The 17,165-nt window shown below is 61.4% G+C and carries 13 protein-coding genes, 1 tRNA gene and 1 pseudogene; 9 read left to right on the plus strand and 6 right to left on the minus strand.

The window, feature by feature from the left end; translation table 11 throughout:
* The first annotated feature begins 32 nt into the window (after positions 1-32).
* The 6 genes and pseudogenes from JNK74_19930 to JNK74_19955 all read left to right on the plus strand — a co-directional run bounded on the left by JNK74_19930 (position 33) and on the right by JNK74_19955 (position 6,629).
* A complete protein-coding gene (locus JNK74_19930; GenBank protein MBL7648456.1) occupies positions 33-2,228 on the plus strand; it encodes an ABC transporter permease subunit in 2,196 nt (731 codons plus the stop codon).
* On the plus strand, positions 2,212-3,816 hold the full coding sequence (pstA, locus tag JNK74_19935; GenBank protein ID MBL7648457.1) for a phosphate ABC transporter permease PstA: 1,605 nt from the start codon (positions 2,212-2,214) through the stop codon (positions 3,814-3,816). The genes JNK74_19930 and pstA overlap by 17 nt, the downstream gene beginning before the upstream one ends.
* A 71-nt stretch (positions 3,817-3,887) precedes the next feature.
* Positions 3,888-4,730 carry a phosphate ABC transporter ATP-binding protein gene (pstB, locus tag JNK74_19940; protein MBL7648458.1) on the plus strand — a complete coding sequence of 281 codons (843 nt, stop codon included), beginning with the start codon at positions 3,888-3,890 and terminating at the stop codon, positions 4,728-4,730.
* Between the two features lie 84 nt (positions 4,731-4,814).
* Entirely contained in the window at positions 4,815-5,504 is a 690-nt protein-coding gene (gene phoU / locus JNK74_19945; protein MBL7648459.1) for a phosphate signaling complex protein PhoU, read from the plus strand.
* A gap of 159 nt (positions 5,505-5,663) precedes the next feature.
* Positions 5,664-5,861 (plus strand): annotated as a pseudogene (locus JNK74_19950) (DUF1559 domain-containing protein).
* 15 nt (positions 5,862-5,876) lie between these two features.
* Positions 5,877-6,629, plus strand: a complete 753-nt coding sequence (locus JNK74_19955; GenBank protein MBL7648460.1) for a hypothetical protein — start codon at positions 5,877-5,879, stop codon at positions 6,627-6,629.
* A 9-nt stretch (positions 6,630-6,638) separates the two neighbouring features.
* Here the strand turns inward: JNK74_19955 and bioB are convergent, their stop codons facing one another.
* From bioB to JNK74_19975, 4 genes are all read right to left on the minus strand, one after another.
* A complete protein-coding gene (bioB, locus tag JNK74_19960; GenBank protein MBL7648461.1) occupies positions 6,639-7,622 on the minus strand; it encodes a biotin synthase BioB in 984 nt (327 codons plus the stop codon).
* Between the two features lie 148 nt (positions 7,623-7,770).
* Positions 7,771-9,090, minus strand: coding sequence for an adenosylmethionine--8-amino-7-oxononanoate transaminase (gene bioA / locus JNK74_19965; protein MBL7648462.1), 1,320 nt, complete (start codon positions 9,088-9,090; stop codon positions 7,771-7,773).
* A 56-nt stretch (positions 9,091-9,146) separates the two neighbouring features.
* Complete coding sequence (bioD, locus tag JNK74_19970) at positions 9,147-9,875, minus strand: dethiobiotin synthase (protein ID MBL7648463.1); 729 nt, start codon at positions 9,873-9,875, stop codon at positions 9,147-9,149.
* 208 nt (positions 9,876-10,083) lie between these two features.
* Entirely contained in the window at positions 10,084-11,268 is a 1,185-nt protein-coding gene (locus JNK74_19975) for an 8-amino-7-oxononanoate synthase (GenBank protein ID MBL7648464.1), read from the minus strand.
* Between the two features lie 190 nt (positions 11,269-11,458).
* Here JNK74_19975 and JNK74_19980 point away from each other — a divergent pair, with 190 nt between their 5' ends.
* The 3 genes from JNK74_19980 (at position 11,459) to JNK74_19990 (ending at position 14,022) form a co-directional block, all read left to right on the plus strand.
* Positions 11,459-12,841 carry a phosphomannomutase/phosphoglucomutase gene (locus JNK74_19980; protein ID MBL7648465.1) on the plus strand — a complete coding sequence of 461 codons (1,383 nt, stop codon included), beginning with the start codon at positions 11,459-11,461 and terminating at the stop codon, positions 12,839-12,841.
* A 183-nt stretch (positions 12,842-13,024) separates the two neighbouring features.
* Entirely contained in the window at positions 13,025-13,645 is a 621-nt protein-coding gene (locus JNK74_19985) for a hypothetical protein (protein ID MBL7648466.1), read from the plus strand.
* Positions 13,646-13,761: 116 nt separating this feature from the next.
* Positions 13,762-14,022: a hypothetical protein gene (locus tag JNK74_19990; protein MBL7648467.1), complete on the plus strand. Its 261-nt coding sequence runs from the start codon at positions 13,762-13,764 to the stop codon at positions 14,020-14,022.
* A gap of 73 nt (positions 14,023-14,095) precedes the next feature.
* On the opposite strand, the gene JNK74_19995 is transcribed toward JNK74_19990, so the two are convergent.
* Together JNK74_19995 and JNK74_20000 are read right to left on the minus strand one after the other, a co-directional pair.
* Positions 14,096-14,172: transfer RNA gene (locus JNK74_19995), tRNA-Arg, on the minus strand.
* 127 nt (positions 14,173-14,299) lie between these two features.
* Positions 14,300-17,008: an HDOD domain-containing protein gene (locus JNK74_20000; protein ID MBL7648468.1), complete on the minus strand. Its 2,709-nt coding sequence runs from the start codon at positions 17,006-17,008 to the stop codon at positions 14,300-14,302.
* Positions 17,009-17,165 lie beyond the last annotated feature (157 nt).

Raw genomic sequence — 17,165 nt, forward strand, 5'->3', positions numbered from 1 at the left:
CCTCGAAAAGCCCGCATCGCCGGGCCAACCTTATCGACCGAATCGCCACCGTGGTCATCACCTCGGGCGGCATCGCCATTATCGGCGCGGTTATCCTGATCCTCGTGCTGATCTTCCAGGTCGCCTTCCCCCTGCTGAAGTCCCCGGACGCAACCGAGGTCGCATCAATCTCAATTCCCGCCACGCCGGGGCGGGCCGAAATTGCGGCGCTCTGCATGGATGAGTACCTGGAAACCGTCGGGACGCTCGACCGGAGCGGCCTGTTTCAGTTTTTCACGATTGCCGACGGCAAGGTAACGGCGGAGCACCGGATCGCGGCGCCAGGCGATCCCGCCGCAACGATCCTGAGCGCGGAGTTGTTTGGCAACTTGCAGTACAGCGTCCACTGGAGCAATCACGAGGTAACGTTGGTCAAAGTCGGATTTGCGACGGATCACTCCGGCGACGGGGCCCGTGTTGTGGTACCGTCGGTAAAGGAGGAAGCGAGCTTCGCCGCGCCCGAGGGCGTCGTGCCAACATTCGCGGTCGGTCGCATAGGGCAGGAAGACGGGCGGATTCGTGTGGATCAGACCGGCCCTTCCTCACTCCTTGTTTCGCAAATCGCCGTCAAGACGGATTTCCTCGGGAATGAGACCGTCACCTCGGAGACCACCCCCCTAACGGTGGAAGGCACCGAGATTCGTTCGCTGGCGCTGGATTCTCACGGCGCGGGGCTATACGCGGGAACCGCCAATGGTCGGATTCTGCGGTGGTCTATCGGCGAACCCGGCGAAGTCACTTTGATGGACGATGTGGCCTTTGACGGGTCCGGCCTGCCGGTCACCCGGGTGGGCCTCGTCTTCGGCGACATCTCACTCGCCGCCGTCAACGAAGCGGGCGTGTACAGCACGTGGTTTCCCGTGGAAAACGCGGCCGAAGGCACCCGCCCACTCACGCGCATCCATACCCTGGAATCTGCAGATTCCGGCACCCAGGCGTTGCTCCAGTCGCGCCGCAACAAGATGATGCTGCGGCTCCTCGACGACGGCACAATGAATTTTGACTACCCGACAAATGAACGGCACCTGCTGAGTATCCGCCCGGAGAAGCCTCTGGCGCAGGTGGCAATGAACACGCGGGCCAACGGGATCGCGGGCCTCGATAAAGAGGGCACCCTTCATGTCTGGGAGCTGGATGCCCCCCACCCCGAGATCAGCCTGGGAACACTGTTTGGAAAAATCTGGTACGAGAACTATCCCCAGCCGGAATCCACCTGGCAATCTTCGGCGTCCTCCGACGACTTCGAACCGAAGTTCAGCCTGGTGCCGCTGATATTCGGCAGCTTCAAGGGCACGGTCTATGCCATGTTCTTTGCGGTGCCTTTGGCCTTGCTGGGTGCGATCTACACCAGCCAGTTCACGAACCGGACCATGCAAAGCATCATCAAGTCCACCCTCGAGATCATGGCCGCCGTACCGTCCGTGGTTATTGGCTTTCTGATCGCTCTCTGGCTCGCCCCCATCGTGGAGACGAACGTGCTCTCTTTCATGTGCAGCGTCGCTCTTTTTCCCATTTGTTACATTCTCTTTGTCATGGCCTGTCAGCCCGTGCGTGAAACCGCCCTGTTCAAAAAACTCGAGCGGGGCAATGAGTTCCTCGTTATGATCCCGGTGACTCTCCTTGCCGGCGTCTGCGCCTGGCAGTTGGGCGGAATCCTGGAATCCGCCGTTTTCACCGGAGATTTCAAAGCCTGGCTCTACACTCAGGGCGAGACGCGCTATGATCAGCGCAACTGCATCATCATCGCCTTTGGTCTCGGATTTGCCGTTATCCCAATTATCTTCACAATATCGGAGGACGCCCTTTCGAACATTCCAGGCAGTCTCAAGGCGGCCTCCCAGGCCCTGGGCGCCACCCGCTGGCAGACGGTCTGGCGCGTCATCCTCCCCACCGCGAGCCCCGGTATTTTCGCCGGCATCATCATCGGCTTCGGGCGCGCCGTGGGCGAGACCATGATCGTGCTGATGGCCACCGGCAATACCCCCTTCCTGGACTGGAGCCCCTTCAACGGCATGCGCACCCTCTCGGCAAACATCGCCGTGGAAATACCGGAAGCGCCCGTCGGCGGCACGCTCTACCGCGTGCTGTTTCTGTCCGCCGTGCTCCTTCTCCTGCTGACGTCTATATTGAACACGATGGCCGAACTTATCCGGCAACACCTGAGAAATAAATATGGCCTCTCCCAATAACATGGCGCGCAATCGCGGAATCTGGTCTACCGGCGAGCCCTTCGTGTGGCTTACCGCCGGCGCCCTGTCGGTGACCATCCTCTCCATCGTCATCTTGATCCTGGTGGTGGCGACCAATGGTCTCGGCGTGATGTGGCCCGCGACGGTCACGCGGTTTACACAGACCGACGGCCAGGTTGTCGTGGGCAATATCACGGGCCGGGACAAGGCCGGTATCGACACGCCCGCGCGGTATCAGGTCAAGACGGCCAACCGCGACCTCTATGGCCTGGATTTCCGCTGGATACCGGAGGATACGATCGCCAAGACCGATCACCCGGAAGAAGTGGTGATGGTGGAACGGCGCGAGTGGGGCAACTTCTGCGGATTCCTGAAATCCCTGCCCGAAAGCGGCGGCGCGTCGGACTGGGCCTCCTTCCAGGCGGCGCTGGCCGAAGTCGAGGTCCAGAAGGAAGCGCTGGACGAGTTCGCCGTGCAGATGAGCGCGCTGAATCAGCAATTGCTTGGCTACAAAGACGCCCTGGCGAAACTTGTGTATGAGAAAGGACCGGAGGAGACGCGGCAGGAGCTGAGCAACCAAATCAGTGCGGTGGAAGGCGAGTTTGAAGGACTTCTGGCCCAGCAGACGAGCGCCAATGATCGTGTGCGGTCGAAGACGGCCATCTTCGCGGACGGATCGGGCACGGAGCAGACGATTGTCCTGGCGGACATTGTGCGGGCTTACCAGCCCAATGCCATGGGCGCCCTGGCGAAGTCCTCATTTTACATGGAAAAGCTGTGGGAGCTGATCTTTGATGAGCCCCGCGAGTCCAACACCGAAGGGGGACTTTTCCCGGCGATTTTCGGCACGATCATCCTGATCTTCCTCATGAGCGTGCTTTCATTTCCACTGGGCGTGATCGCCGGGGTCTACCTTCGGCTCTACGCGAAGAACGGCCCCCTGCTGTATGTCGTGCGCATCGCGGTCAACAACCTGGCCGGTATCCCCTCCATCGTGTACGGAATCTTCGGCCTGGGCTTTTTCGTCTACGGTATCGGCGGTTCAATCGACTCATTGTTCTACCCGCATCGGCTGCCGACGCCCACCTTTGGCACCGGTGGCATCCTGTGGGCGAGCTTGACGTTGGGCCTGCTGACGGTGCCCGTCGTAATCGTGGCGACGGAAGAGGGCCTGGGCTCTATTCCGAGAAGCATGCGCGAGGGCTCCTACGCGCTGGGGGCCACGCGCTTCCAGACGCTGGTCCGGGTGCTGCTGCCCATGGCCGCGCCGGGGATCATGACCGGGTTTATCCTCGCCATGGCCCGCGCCGCGGGCGAGGTCGCCCCCCTCATGATCACGGGGGTGGTGAAACTGGCGCCGACCCTGCCGGTGGATGGCAACTTCCCCTACTTTCACCTGGAGCGAAAGTTCATGCACCTGGGCTTTCACATCTTCGATATCGGCTTTCAATCGCCCAATGTCGAAGCCGCCAAGCCCATGGTCTTCGTGACCACCCTCCTGCTCGTACTCATCGTCATGATCATGAGCAGCGTCGCCATTTACCTTCGCAACCAGATCCGCAAACGCCACAGCGTAACCCACCTGTAGGCGGACGCGTTTGGAGTAATCCCATGACTGGTAGTACTATAGCCGAAATGAACCCATCAGGAACGAAACCCATGGAAGCTACCAATTCCCCGTCGACCGAAACCACGCCCGCCGTTCGGCCCCTGGCCACGGTCCGGGAGCGGGAAGCGCCGGCCTCCGATCACACCAAGATCGAGATTCGGAATCTGAGCTTCTTCTACGGCGAGACGAAGGCCCTCTCCAACATCAACATGAATATTCCGGAGAATCAGGTTACCGCGTTGATCGGACCGTCCGGCTGTGGCAAATCGACCTTGCTGCGGAACTTTAACCGCATGAACGATATTATCCAGGGAACGCGGGTTGAAGGGCAGATCCTGATCAACGGCGAGGACATCTACCGGAAGGGCCTCTATGTCGACGAACTGCGCAAGCACGTGGGCATGGTGTTCCAGAAGCCGAATCCATTTCCGAAGACCATCTATGAGAATGTGGCCTATGGCCCGCGAATTCACGGCACGAACAAGCAGCGCGACCTGGACCCCATCGTGGAGCAGAGCCTTATCCGCGCCGCACTCTGGGACGAGGTGAAGGACCGGCTCCACGCCAGCGCCATGACCCTCTCGGGCGGGCAGCAGCAACGTCTTTGCATTGCCCGCGCGCTGGCGGTCGGACCGGACATCCTGCTGATGGACGAGCCGACCTCCGCGCTGGATCCCAAGTCCACGGCGCGCATTGAAGACCTGATCGATGAGTTGCGCGGTGACTACACCATCGTAATTGTCACCCACAACATGCAGCAGGCCTCCCGCATCTCCGATCGAACCGGCTTCATGTATGAGGGCGTCCTGATCGAATATGGCGCAACCAACAAGATTTTCCTCTCGCCGGACAAGAAGCAGACCGAAGACTATATCACCGGTCGCTTCGGGTGAGCCCGGCGAAACAGTACGCGGCCGCACCCGGCCATAAAGAGCCTTGAACCCTGGCGCCGCCAGGCGAGGAGTTGATCACACACCATGCCCATTCACATCCAGCGTGCCATTGACACCCTGAACCAGAAAATCCTCCTCCTCGGCACGCGCGTGGAAGAGAATGTCCGCCTGGCGGTAAACGCCATCGAACAGCGTGATTCGGCCATGGCCGCCCGCGCGATCGACAATGACGATGAAATCGACAACATGGAGGTGGATGTGGAGGAGGAGTGTCTGAAGATGCTCGCCCTCTATCAACCCGTCGCCACCGACCTGCGCCTGATCGTTGCCGCGCTGAAGATCAACAACGACCTGGAGCGGGTCGGCGATCTGGCCGTAAATATTGCCGAGCGCGCCCTCTTCCTGGCCACGCAGAAGCCGGTCGAAATTGCCTTTGATTTCCGGCTCATGGGCGAGAAAACCCAGGCCATGCTCGCCAAGAGCCTGGATGCGCTGGTCCGCACGGACACCGCCCTCGCCCGGCAGGTCTGCAAGAGCGACGATGAGGTGGATGCGATGAACCGCAAAGTCTACCTGCGCGTCCAGGATGCGATCCGGAAGAATCCAGAAGATCTCGAGTCCCTCATCCACCTGCTGAGCGTGAGCCGTCACCTGGAGCGCATCGCCGATCTGGCCACCAACGTGGCGGAGGATGTGATCTACATGGCCGAGGGCGAAATTGTACGCCACCACGTGGAGGACTACATCGCCCTGCAGGAAACACCTCGGCGCTGATTGCCAATTGATTCCACGCGGCGCACCCGGAGCCATCGCGGTCCAGGCGCGCCGCTTCTTTTTCTCTAATTGAACCTGACCAGAGGATCCCCCATAATGTTCCCGTGCGACCGGCGTATCGCTTCCGTCGCCATTACGGATGCGGATAGAAACATGTTCATGAAACGCATGGGGTTCACCCTGATCGAACTACTGGTGGTCATCGCCATCATCGGAATCCTTGCGGCCATTCTGCTGCCCGCGCTCGCCCGTGCCCGCGAAGCCGCCCGACGGGCGAGTTGCCAGAACAACCTGAAGCAATTCGGGCTGGTCTTCAAGATGTATGCCTCGGAATCAAAAGGGAAATTCCCCCCTCTCTCCCCCTATGGAAGTGTGCGGGCCGATACCCGCTCGAGCCCGCTCTGGAGCGCGCCAGCGGCATCCACCATCTTCCCGGAGTACCTGAACGACACAGGAACGGCCCACTGCCCCTCAGACAGCGGAGGCGATCCCGGCTGGCTGAGTGTAGCCGCCCGGGTGCCCGCGGATGGCGGCACATTCGACTCGTGGAAGGCGGCGGCGCAGGCCGCGGGTGACAAGGTGTCGTACGACTACTACGCCACCGGGGAACTGGGCCGATCGTACATCTACAAGGGCTACCTGATCAGCAATAACGCGGAGTTCTACGGCCTCTGGGGCGCTGCGGCCACCAATGCCATAGTGGGAACGACGGCGATACTCGGACTGGGCAATGTTCACCTGAAGGATTACGAGGGCGACCTGCCGCTGGCAGGGAGCGCCCCCTGGCCGCCCTGGGTGCCGGCCGCGCCGCTGGCTCAGGGTTCCGCCGGCGGAAGCGCGCTGCTGCGACTACGGGAGGGGATCGAGCGTTTCCTGATTACCGACATCAACAATGCGGGCGCGAGCGCCCGGGCGGAGAGCACCCTGCCGATCTTATGGGATGCCTACGGCAGTGAAGAATTCACGGACAACAGCAACGGCACGGTGAATTTCAACCACCTGCCGGGCGGCTGCAATGTGCTTTACATGGACGGGCACGTAGCTTTTGTAAAGTACCCCGGAGCCTTTCCTATCACGGATGACGATCAGGTCGTGAAGGAAAACAGCCACTACGGACTGGGGTGATGGAGCGCCCTAAACCCGCTCCAGCTCCAGCGGCTCCAGACCCAGCTTGTTGAACAGCGCCTTGTCCCGGTCTTCGCCCGGATTCGGCGTGGTCAGCAGCTTCTCGCCCGCGAAGATGGAATTCGCGCCTGCCAGGAAGCAAAGCGCCTGGGTCTCGTCACTCATGGACGTGCGGCCCGCGCTGAGGCGCACCATCGCACCCGGCATGGCAATACGCGCCGTGGCAATCATGCGCACCATGACGAGCGGGTCCACGGGGGCCTGATCGGCCAGCGGCGTGCCCTCAACAGCGACGAGCGCATTAATCGGCACACTTTCGGGATGGGGATTGTGCCCGGCGAGTACCGCCAGCATTGCGATGCGATCTTTCACCGTCTCCCCCATGCCCACGATGCCGCCGGAGCACACCGTAACGCCCGCCTTGCGAATATTCTGAATTGTGTTCAACCGGTCGTCATAGGTGCGGGTCGAGATGATCTCTTTGTAAAAATCAGGGCCGGAATCGAGGTTGTGGTTGTAGGCATCCAGGCCGGCCTCGGCAAGGCGACGGGCTTGATCTTCGTTCACCATGCCCAGCGTGCAGCAGGCCTCCATGCCCAGCGCCTTGACGCCCCGGACCATTTCGAGCACCCGGTCAAACTGCTCTCCATCGCGCACTTCGCGCCAGGCCGCCCCCATGCAAAAACGGGTCGAACCATTTTCCCTGGCGGCACGGGCGGCTTCCAGCGCCCCTTCCACGTCGATGAGCGGCTCTTTGTCCAGACCCGTGTTGTGATGGGCGCTTTGCGGACAGTAGGAGCAATCTTCGGGGCAGGCCCCAGTCTTGATGCTCAAAAGGGTGCACTGCTGCACCTTATTCGGATCGTGATACTGACGATGAACAGACTGGGCCTGATAGACCAGCTCCGTCAGGGGAAGATTGTAGATCGCGTCCAGTTCCGCTTCGGTCCAGTCGTAACGAAGCGCGCCAAAGGGGCTTGCCGATTCAGCCATGGGATATAAGAACTCCAGGTGGGGAAAATATCGATCAAATGAGCCGATAGCATAGCACAAAGTGGTGCGCGGGTGCCTCTTGGCAATCAGGCCAATCAGACCGATCGGGCAAATCGATCAGATCCGTCCGATCCGTCCGATTTCCCCGTCAACCCTCGCCAATTGCCCGCGCCAATATCCCTATCATCGCTCCCAATTCCTCCTCCGTGGCCGTGAGCGGCGGCCACAGGTACAGCACTTCGCCCAGGGGCCGAATATAGAGCCCCAGTTCACTCGCCCGCGCCACGATAGCCCGCGCCCGCACCGCGCCACCCGCCTTTTCCGAAATCGCACACATGCCGATCAAGCCCAGGCTCTTCTGGTAGGCCACGGAGGGCAAATTCCCGATACGCTTCATGCCCTCGGCGAGTTGGGCATAGCGCGGCGCGCAATGCTCAACGAGATTCAGTTCCTCCATCACATCCAACGCGGCCAGCGCCGCTGCCGAGGTAGTGGGATTGCCGCAGAAGGTGTGACCATCGTAAAACACCCGTGGCGTCTCGTCGGGACGACGAAACGCGTTGAAGATCCGGTCGGTGGCGATGGCCGCGCTCATGGGCAGGTGTCCCGCCGTGAGGGCCTTGCCGAGACACATAATGTCGGGAACAATACCGGCGACCTCGCACGCAAACATCTTGCCCGTGCGCCCGAAGCCCACGGCCACCTCATCGGCGATGAGCAGCACGTCGCGCGCATCGCAGAGCGCGCGAAGTTTGCGCAGGTAGCTCGCAGGATAAATGCGAATACCCGCAGAACCCAGGCAGAGCGGCTCGACAACCACCGCCGCCAATTCTTCGTGATGGGCGAGAACCATCCGCTCCATCTCGGCGAAGGCTTCGTCCGCGGCGCGCTCTTCCTCGGGATCGCCGGTGTCGCACGGCGCAAAAGGCGTGGGCGCGATCAGGGCTTGTGTCACCAGCGCGCCATAGGGCGCTTGAAACCACGACGTGAAGCCCACGCCCATCGCGCCGATGGTGTCACCATGGTATGCGTCCCGCAAGCCCACAAAGCGCGTCTTCTTCGGCTTGCCTTGATAGATCCAGTATTGCGCAGCCATCTTCAACGCCGCCTCCACCGCACTCGATCCGTCTGCCGCGAAATAGCAGCGGTTCAGATCGCCCGGGGCGATTTCCGCCAGCCGCGCGGCGAGTTGCACCGCCGGGGCATTGGCCTGCATGGCAAACACGTGGTGCTGCAACACCGCCGCCTGCGCCTGAATCGCCGCGACGACCTTCGGGTGACTATGCCCCAGCGCCACGGCCCACCACGACGCAATCCCGTCATAAAGCTTGCGGCCATCCGCCGTATGGAGATAAACACCCTCTGCCCGCTCGATGCACGTATAGGGGGCGGCTTCATAGGTAACGGCGTCCGTGTAGGGATGCCAGGAATGGCGGTGGTCAAGAGTCTTGAGTTCTGAAAGGTTCATGTACTGTCCCGACTGAATTACGATTCTAAGGTGCAACTTTCGTCGCCGTGGCGGCTCTACTCCGGCGAGAAATACGAAGCGATCTTCGCGAGCCCCGGCACGCTGGCATCAAAGCGCTCCCAGGCCGCATCGCCCTCCACATCGCCCAGCCACGGCACGTTCCCCAGCACCTCCACCGCGCCAAACTGCGCCACGGCTTCGGGATTGTCGCGCCCGATAAAGTCTTCGCCTTCGCCGGGGGCCGTGGCGTTGAAGATCACCCCCGCAATCGGCACCTCGGCCTCGCGCAGCGTTTCGAGGGTCAGCAGGCAATGGCTGATGGTGCCCAGGCCGATGTGGGCCACGAGAAGCACGGGCGCGCCGAACTGGATGACAAGTCCCAACTGAGTCTCTTCTTCGTTGAGCGGGACCATGAGTCCACCGGCCCCTTCGATAAGCACGCCCTGGTGCGCGGCGGCCAGATGCTCGCCGCAGGACTGGCAGTGGTCCAGATTCACGTAGTGATTGCCCAGTCGGCCCGCCAGATGCGGCGAGCACGCGGGCTCGTAGACGTAAGGGCTCATCAGCGCGCGCTCTTCCGACGTGATGCTCAAGCCCGAAATCGCGAGATGAAAATCCAAGTCGGGTGCCGACAATCCTTCGGCCCCGGGAAGCCCGCCCGTCTGCACGGGCTTCATGGATACCACGTCGAGGCCCTGCTTTCGGAGATGGCGCATAATACCCGCCGTCACCAGTGTCTTGCCGACGCCCGTGTTGGTGCCTGCTATGAAAAGTCCATTGCGCACGTTGCACGCTCCTGTGGTTATCATGTTCATGTGTTGGTCGGAAAGTTATCCAGCGGCAGAACTAGAACGTAGAGTTGGTCTTTGCGAATCCGGGTCTTACCCCCCTGGCCCCCAGCAAGCGGGGGGAACCCTACTCTCCATAGTGAACCTCTTGGTCCCCCGCGCTTGCGGGGGGTAAGTGGGGTGAGCCCAGGCAATGTCTTGTCCTTTATGAGTGAAGCGAAGCGTCATGGGCAACTTTACCATCCCCCACCAACACCCGCGCCACCAGCTCCGCCGCTTCACACAGCACTTCTTCTCCATGACCCAGTGTCACCGAAAATCGCAGCCGCGCCGTGCCCTCGGGCACCGTGGGCGGGCGAATCGCCGTCACGATCAATCCCTCCGCCAACAGCGCCTCGGAAAGATCCACCGCGCGCTGGTTGTCCCCCACCATGATGGGAACGATCTGGGTCGTGCTGCGCACGATGGGCACGTCGCGCGCAGCAAGCTGCTCCTGGAAAAAAGCGGATCGCGCCAGCAATGCCTCACCCATCGTTGGCTCGGCCTCGATCAATTTCACCGCCGCGAGACCCGCCGCCGCGTTCATGGGCGTCAGGCCCGTGCTGTAGATGAAGCTCCGCGCCTTATTGACCAGCAGGTCGCGAAACACCGCGCCGCCCGCCGCGAAAGCACCGCCGGAGCCAAGCGACTTCCCCAGTGTCCCCGTGATTAGATCGGGCTTAATCTCCAGCCCTTTGCACACACCACCACCTTCGCCCCAGATGCCGATTGCATGGGCTTCATCCACCACAAACACGGCCTCGTATTCTCGAGCCAGCGCCGACAGTTCGGTCACCGGCGCGAGATCGCCATCCATACTGAACACCGAATCCGTCACGATTATCTTACCCCCCGTGGACGGCGCGGCGGCGAGCAACTCCGCAAGATGGCTGGTATCGTTGTGCCGATAGACCTGTATGTCCGCGCGGGAAAGTCGCGCCCCATCGATGATACTCGCGTGGTTCAATGCGTCCGAAAAAATTGTATCGCCTCGGCCCGCCAGCGCCGAGAGCACGCCCACATTCGTCTGGTAGCCGCTGGGAAACACCAGCGTCGACTCCTGGCCGCAAAACTTCGTAATAGCCGCCTCCAGCGCCTCGTGAATGCTAAGATTCCCGGACATCAGGCGCGAAGCCGTGGCGCCACAGGCAGTATTTTCGAGAACCTCCCGCACCAAAGCCTTTAGCGCCGGGTGATTCGCGAGATCCAGGTAGTCATTTGACGAGAAATTAAGATAGCGGCGGCCATCATGCTGAAACACCCCGCCCGCACCCTGCCATTCACGTAGAAAACGCCACCGGCGATCGTCCCGAATGGCCTGCAGATCGGCCTCATAAGCATGAGAATTCACGGACCCACCTTACCGCAAAGAAGAGTATTACCACGTCGCATTGAAGCCAAATCCTTGTTATCCGTGTCATCCGTGCAATCCCTGGTATGGATTCTTAAAGAAAAATATGGATTCTGGAAAGCACGAGCCCCGTTCCTTTATTATCTCGCGTATCATCACGCCAAATCCACAACCGCGGAGTGGAACCTACATGAAGCTGAATCCTGAAATTTTTCGAGAATACGACATCCGGGGTATCGCCGGGAAAGACCTCGACGCGAGCACCTATGAAACGCTGGGCAAGGCCTATGCCGCCTACATGCGCGGAAAGCGCCAGTACAATACCGTCGTCGTCGGTCGCGACGGACGCCTCACCGGCAAGGAGTATGCCGCCGCATTGATCGACGGCCTCACCGCCTGCGGCTTCAATGTAATCGACATCGGCCAGGTGCCCAGCCCCGTGCTCTACTTCGCCCTCAACACCCTCAAGGTGGATGGCGGCCTCATGCTCACGGCAAGCCACAACCCGAAAGAATACAACGGACTCAAGGTCGGCGTAGGAAAGACCACCATCTACGGCGCGGAGATCCAGAAACTCCGCAAGATCGCCGAGGCCGGCGTGTTCCCCGTGGTAAACAAGACCACCACCATAACCCGTATGGATCTGGTGCCTAAGTATATTGCCCGGATTACGAAAGGTATCACTCTCAAGCGCAAGCTGAAGGTCGTGGTCGATGCGGCCAACGGCGTGGGCGGCGTGGTCGCCGTGCCGCTTTATGAAAAACTCGGCTGCGAGGTTATCCCGCTCTTCTGCGAAGTCGATGGCAACTTCCCCAACCACCATGCCGACCCCACGAAGGAAGCGAACCTCCAGGACATCATCAAGGCCGTGAAAAAGCACGGCGCCGATTTGGGCATCGCCTTTGACGGCGACGTGGACCGTCTGGGCGGCTGCGATGAACTGGGCAATCCCCTCTGGGGCGACCGCCTCGTCTCCGTATTCGCGGAGCAGATTCTCAAGGACAAGCCCGGCTCCACCATCATCGGCGAGGTAAAGTGCAGCCGTAGCATGTACGCCCACATCGAAAAGTGCGGCGGCAAAGCCGTCATGTGGCGTACCGGCCATTCCCACCTCAAGGCCGCGCTGAAGGAATTCCACGCCCAGCTCGCCGGTGAAATGAGCGGGCACATCTTCTTCAAGCACCGCTGGTACGGTTTCGACGACGCCATCTACTCCGGCGCACGGCTTCTCGAAATTCTGGCCGGCGGCCGCAAGCCCCTCAGCAGCCACTTCAAAAATATTCCCGTTCGCCCCATCACGCCCGAACTGGAATATGACTGTGCTGACGCGATCAAATTCGACGTGATCGCGAAGGCCCGGGATTACTTCCAGAAAGATCTCGGGCTCGATGTCGTCACCATCGACGGTGCCCGCATCGAGTTCAAAGACGGCTGGGGCCTTCTCCGCGCCTCCAACACCAGCCCCAAGCTGGTCGTTCGCGTGGAAGCCGACACCGACAAGCGCAAGAACGAAATCCTCAAAATGATTGAGGACAAACTGGCCTCGCTCGGCGTTTCGCTGAACAAGCACTAAGTTCCTGGACCAACCCGCTCCGGGGCTGCCCGCAACGCGCGGCAGCCCCGTTTTTCTTTCAACGGTCCTCTGCAGAAAAGCACCGAGACGCTCCCCCCCAAAAAGTAGCCCACGACGCGGTCCGACCTCTACAATGGTTATGGCACGTCTACACCCCAGCCTCAATCCAGAAGGATGAACGACATGACTGCACGTTTTCACCCGGTCTTTCGGACCGCCATCGCCACCGCGGGTGCCCTGTTCATCTTCCTGACCCTTTCGGGCTGCCCCGCCGATCCTATCGGCGGCAGTGAAACCACGCTGACCATCCAGAACCAGTTCTCCCAGTTCAACATTACCAACATCCGCATGATCGGCCCCGATGACAGCCTTCCGAGCGACAACATACTCGCGGGCCCAGTGCCCAACGGGACCGGCGTCGAGATCGTCCTGACCGCCCCGGATCGCGAAACCAGCCCCGACGGCGTCGCCTGGACCCTGCTTGTGGGCGGACAATTGCAGTTGCGCGTGAAACAGAACACCCCCAACGACATCCGCCCCGCCCTCAACGCGAACTTCAATGACCTCGATGTGGACAACAACGACGCCCTGAGCCTTACGGAAGTACAGTCGGGATTCCCCGAATTCTCCCAGTTCGACCTGGACACCTTCGACCTGAACAACAGCGGCGCGATAGAACTCAGCGAGACCGGCGCCCTCCTGCGCTTCGCCACCGCCACCTTTACCTGCGTCCACGAAGGCGACCAGCTCGTTTGGACCTTCAACGGGGATTCACTCGAAGACGTCTGCGCCGACGCCCCCTGACGCGGCCAGGAAGCCACGACGGAAACCCTGCGCGGCGCAGTGCGAGGGGTCCACTGCAAGAAGCAGATCACCCGAACTCGGCACTCGGGATTCAGCACCGGAAGGAAGACCCAGCAATGGAAAAAAAGATGATCACCTTCAAGCTCAAAGAAGAGCTCGCGGAAGACGCCCGGCAGGAAATCGAAGGGCTCCTCGCCAAGCGACTCAAGGCCACCATCGCCAGGGACAAGACCAAAGGCAACAAAGGCCGATGGGTCCTGAAGCTGAAAAAGCCCGAAGAATTGACCGTGGAGGCCCTCGAACAAATCTTCAAGAAAGCGGGCGTCAAAAAAATCCTGCGCGACGTCAGCATCGGCGAGGACGATGGCGACGACTGAAGCCCCGTCTGACCCCAAGAGCGAAAAAGCCCGCGCGCCAAAATTAGCACGCGGGCCGAAACAATCAAAAAAATGGCGCGCCCGACAGGATTCGAACCTGTGGCCTCTTGCTCCGGAGGCAAGCGCTCTATCCAGCTGAGCTACGGGCGCGTAACTGCCCGCATAGTAGCATGAGCATCGTCGCGAAGTCTAGCAAATCACCCGAACTCCTGACGCAGGCACGCGTTCAGACATGTTACCCCTGTGGAGCCGGTTCCGCCTTTCCAGGGCGCCGTGTTCAAGCGACGTTTCTGGACGCGATCGACTCTTCAATCGTGCGGAAGAGGTGGGCGACTTCAAAGGGCTTGCGGAGCACCTGGCGGGTGGCGCCGCCATAGCCGGCCACGTCTTCCACGTTGGCTGCGGCACCGACGAGCAGGATGACGGGAATTTCCGGGCGGCGTTTCTGAATCTCGTCGACCAGCGCCTGGGGCGCGTTGACCCCGGGGACGTTGCCGTCGAGCATCACGAGATCGACCCGGTGGGCAATGACCTCCGCGAGGGCTTCGAGTCCATCCGAGGCCGTACGCACCCGGTAGCCCCGGCTGCGCAGTGCTTCGGCCAGGACTTCTCGCAATTCAGAATCACTGTCCACAAGCAAGAGGCTGCCCTTGCTGTCCAGAGCGACCCGGGAAGCGGGCGGCGTAGCGGGCTCCGCCGGAAACGTCGAGGCGGGTTGGGGAGAAGGCTCCTGACGCATATTTTCATTGCGGGCTTGAAGGGCGGCTTCCACTTCGGGGGCGAGGCGAGGCTGAGCGCGCCGGGGCTCTACGCCTTGCTCGACCAAAGGATGCTGCGCAATCCCCGAGGAATTGCCACGGAGGCCATCGTCCGCGGTCGCAACGGGCGTTGTCCGTTCCGACGCCACGGGCAGCGTCAAGGTGCAGGTCGTGCCAGAGCCTTCCTGACTGTGCAGCGTGATGGTGCCACGGTGAGCGTCCACGATCCCGTGACAGACGGCCAGGCCCATCCCCGTGCCTTCATTGCCGCTGTGGGTCGTGAAGAAGGGCTCGAACACCTTGTCCATCACATCGGCTGGAATACCCTGGCCCGTGTCGATGAATTGAATGATCACGGCGGTGCGGTCCTGATTGGGCCGCACGCGGATCGTAAGCTTGTCGCCCTGGCGGGCCATGGCCTGCTCAGCATTCTTCAGGATGTTCTGAAACACCTGCTCCATCTGTACGCGGTCAAGCTGGACCGCGGGCAGATCGGGCGCGTAGTCTTCGACCAGTTGGATGCCTTCGTCTTCCAGGCGCTTCCGCACGCGATCAACCGTGGCCTGCAGCAACTGGCTGACGCGGCTGGGGGTAAGCTGGGGCGGGTTGGGCCGGGCAAACTGGAGGAGATCGCGCAGAATGCCGCTGGCGCGCTGGCTATGCTCGATAATGACCTCAAGGGCACGCTGGTCCTCCGGGCGCTGCGCGCTGCCCAGGAGCAACTGCGCCTTGCCGGATATGACGGCCAGGGGATTGTTGATTTCGTGGGCCGCACCCGCGGCCATTTTGCCGACGCTAATCAGGCGCTCGGTCTTGCGATCGTGGCGGTGGGTCAGTTCCTGCTTCCAAACCGCCGCGGCGAGGGATTCCGCTTCCTCGTTGGCGCCGCGTACGGCGTTGCAACGGGCAAGGGCCGTGCCGGCGGCCCGCATGAACCGCATCAGCGAATTGAGGAAGTTCTCCGAGAGCACGGGACCGCCCTGACCGCTTTGGAAAATGAGCTGGCCCACGCTTCGGTTGCTGTGGAACAGGGGCAGCGCCATGAAGCCATGGCGGTGGACCGCCGAGGCCGGCGCACGCCCGCTCGCATCGCGGGGACCGCCCAGGGCGGATATGAGTTCGTCGAGGGAGGCCGCCGCCAGGCCACCGTTCTCTTCGCGTAGTGGCACCACCTCCGGGGTTTCCGCCAGGCTGTGCCAGCGCAAGACGACCTGGGCTCCCGAACGCTCTTCCGTCAGGTAGCACAAGCCCGCGGGAATGGCGAAAGCCTGTCGCAACGCGTCGATGAGAAGCGTGAGCTGGCCGGTAGTGGAGAGGCCGGGTTCCAGGCGCTCATAGAGGTTGCAGAGCGCCTCGTAGTATTCCCGTTCCTGTCGCAGGCGGCCCACGTCTTCGCGCACATCGGAGCGCGACGCACTCTCGCCCCGAGGCGCGGGGCGTACGGGCGCATCAAGCCGCTCCTCGGAGGAACTGCGCAGCATCTCGATTACATCGACGCGCTCAAGGCCAAGGCGCATCCAGCGCTGCTCGTCCATCGCGGCCATGCGCTCCTGCGGGGGCGCTTCCAATTCGTCGCCATGGGCGAGAAAATTGGCCAGCGCCACAATCTCGATCAGTTGCACGGGATAGGGGGTATTGTCGAGGGTTCCGGGCGGATGGTGGTGAAGCCAGATCGCGGCGACCAGGGTCGAGGGCAATCCCCAACCTTCGGCGAGCCATTTTCCCGCCACGGTATGGTCGGCGCCGAGCTCTCTTCGCTCCGCTTCCAGCGCATAGAGCCCCTGCTGGCGAACAAGCTCAAGCGCCCGTGTGTAACCGCGCACCACGACGCGATCAAGGGCCGGCTTCCCGATGTCATGCAGCAGGCCCGCCACATAGGCCAGGGCCTCGTAGCGGCTGTTTATCTTCCGGGCGATATTGCGCGCATAGCGGGCGGTCGTGAAGGCGTGGGTCCAGAACCCCTTGAGATCGATCCCGTGACTGCGGGGTTCGTCGAAGAGGTTGGGCGCGATCTGGGCGAAGACCACTTCCGCAACGCGGGCGATGCCAAGACCGAGCATGTGATCTTCGAGCGGTGCGTGGGCACTCGCATGGTTTTCACTGATGGACGCGGCGCGCAGGGCCATCGACATCTCATCATCGAACGCGGCAATCGCCGCAAGCTCTTCCCAATGAACGGAACCGGCATCCAGAGACAGCAGAATCTCCCGTGCCAGGTGGGGCAGCACAGGTAGTTGCTGTAAAGAGCTAATCCTCTGTTTTACATCCGTGTTCGTCATCTTTACCCGTAGGAGGTCGACGCCACATTCACTGTAAAGTCATTCAAATCGCAGGGTTCCCTGGGGGAAGTCACCCCGAAGCCCTGTCCCATGGGAGTACTATATC

The sequence above is a fragment of the Candidatus Hydrogenedentota bacterium genome (assembly GCA_016791475.1).
Lineage (GTDB): Bacteria > Hydrogenedentota > Hydrogenedentia > Hydrogenedentales > JAEUWI01 > JAEUWI01.

What these genes read in the sequence shown, in the direction of transcription:
- pstA (MBL7648457.1), top strand. Translation starts at nt 2,212, where the DNA reads ATGGCCTCTCCCAATAACATGGCGCGCAATCGCGGAATCTGGTCTACC.
- pstB (MBL7648458.1), top strand. Translation starts at nt 3,888, where the DNA reads ATGGAAGCTACCAATTCCCCGTCGACCGAAACCACGCCCGCCGTTCGG.
- phoU (MBL7648459.1), top strand. Translation starts at nt 4,815, where the DNA reads ATGCCCATTCACATCCAGCGTGCCATTGACACCCTGAACCAGAAAATC.
- bioB (MBL7648461.1), bottom strand. Translation starts at nt 7,622, where the DNA reads ATGGCTGAATCGGCAAGCCCCTTTGGCGCGCTTCGTTACGACTGGACC.
- bioA (MBL7648462.1), bottom strand. Translation starts at nt 9,090, where the DNA reads ATGAACCTTTCAGAACTCAAGACTCTTGACCACCGCCATTCCTGGCAT.
- JNK74_19980 (MBL7648465.1), top strand. Translation starts at nt 11,459, where the DNA reads ATGAAGCTGAATCCTGAAATTTTTCGAGAATACGACATCCGGGGTATC.
- JNK74_19985 (MBL7648466.1), top strand. Translation starts at nt 13,025, where the DNA reads ATGACTGCACGTTTTCACCCGGTCTTTCGGACCGCCATCGCCACCGCG.
- JNK74_19990 (MBL7648467.1), top strand. Translation starts at nt 13,762, where the DNA reads ATGGAAAAAAAGATGATCACCTTCAAGCTCAAAGAAGAGCTCGCGGAA.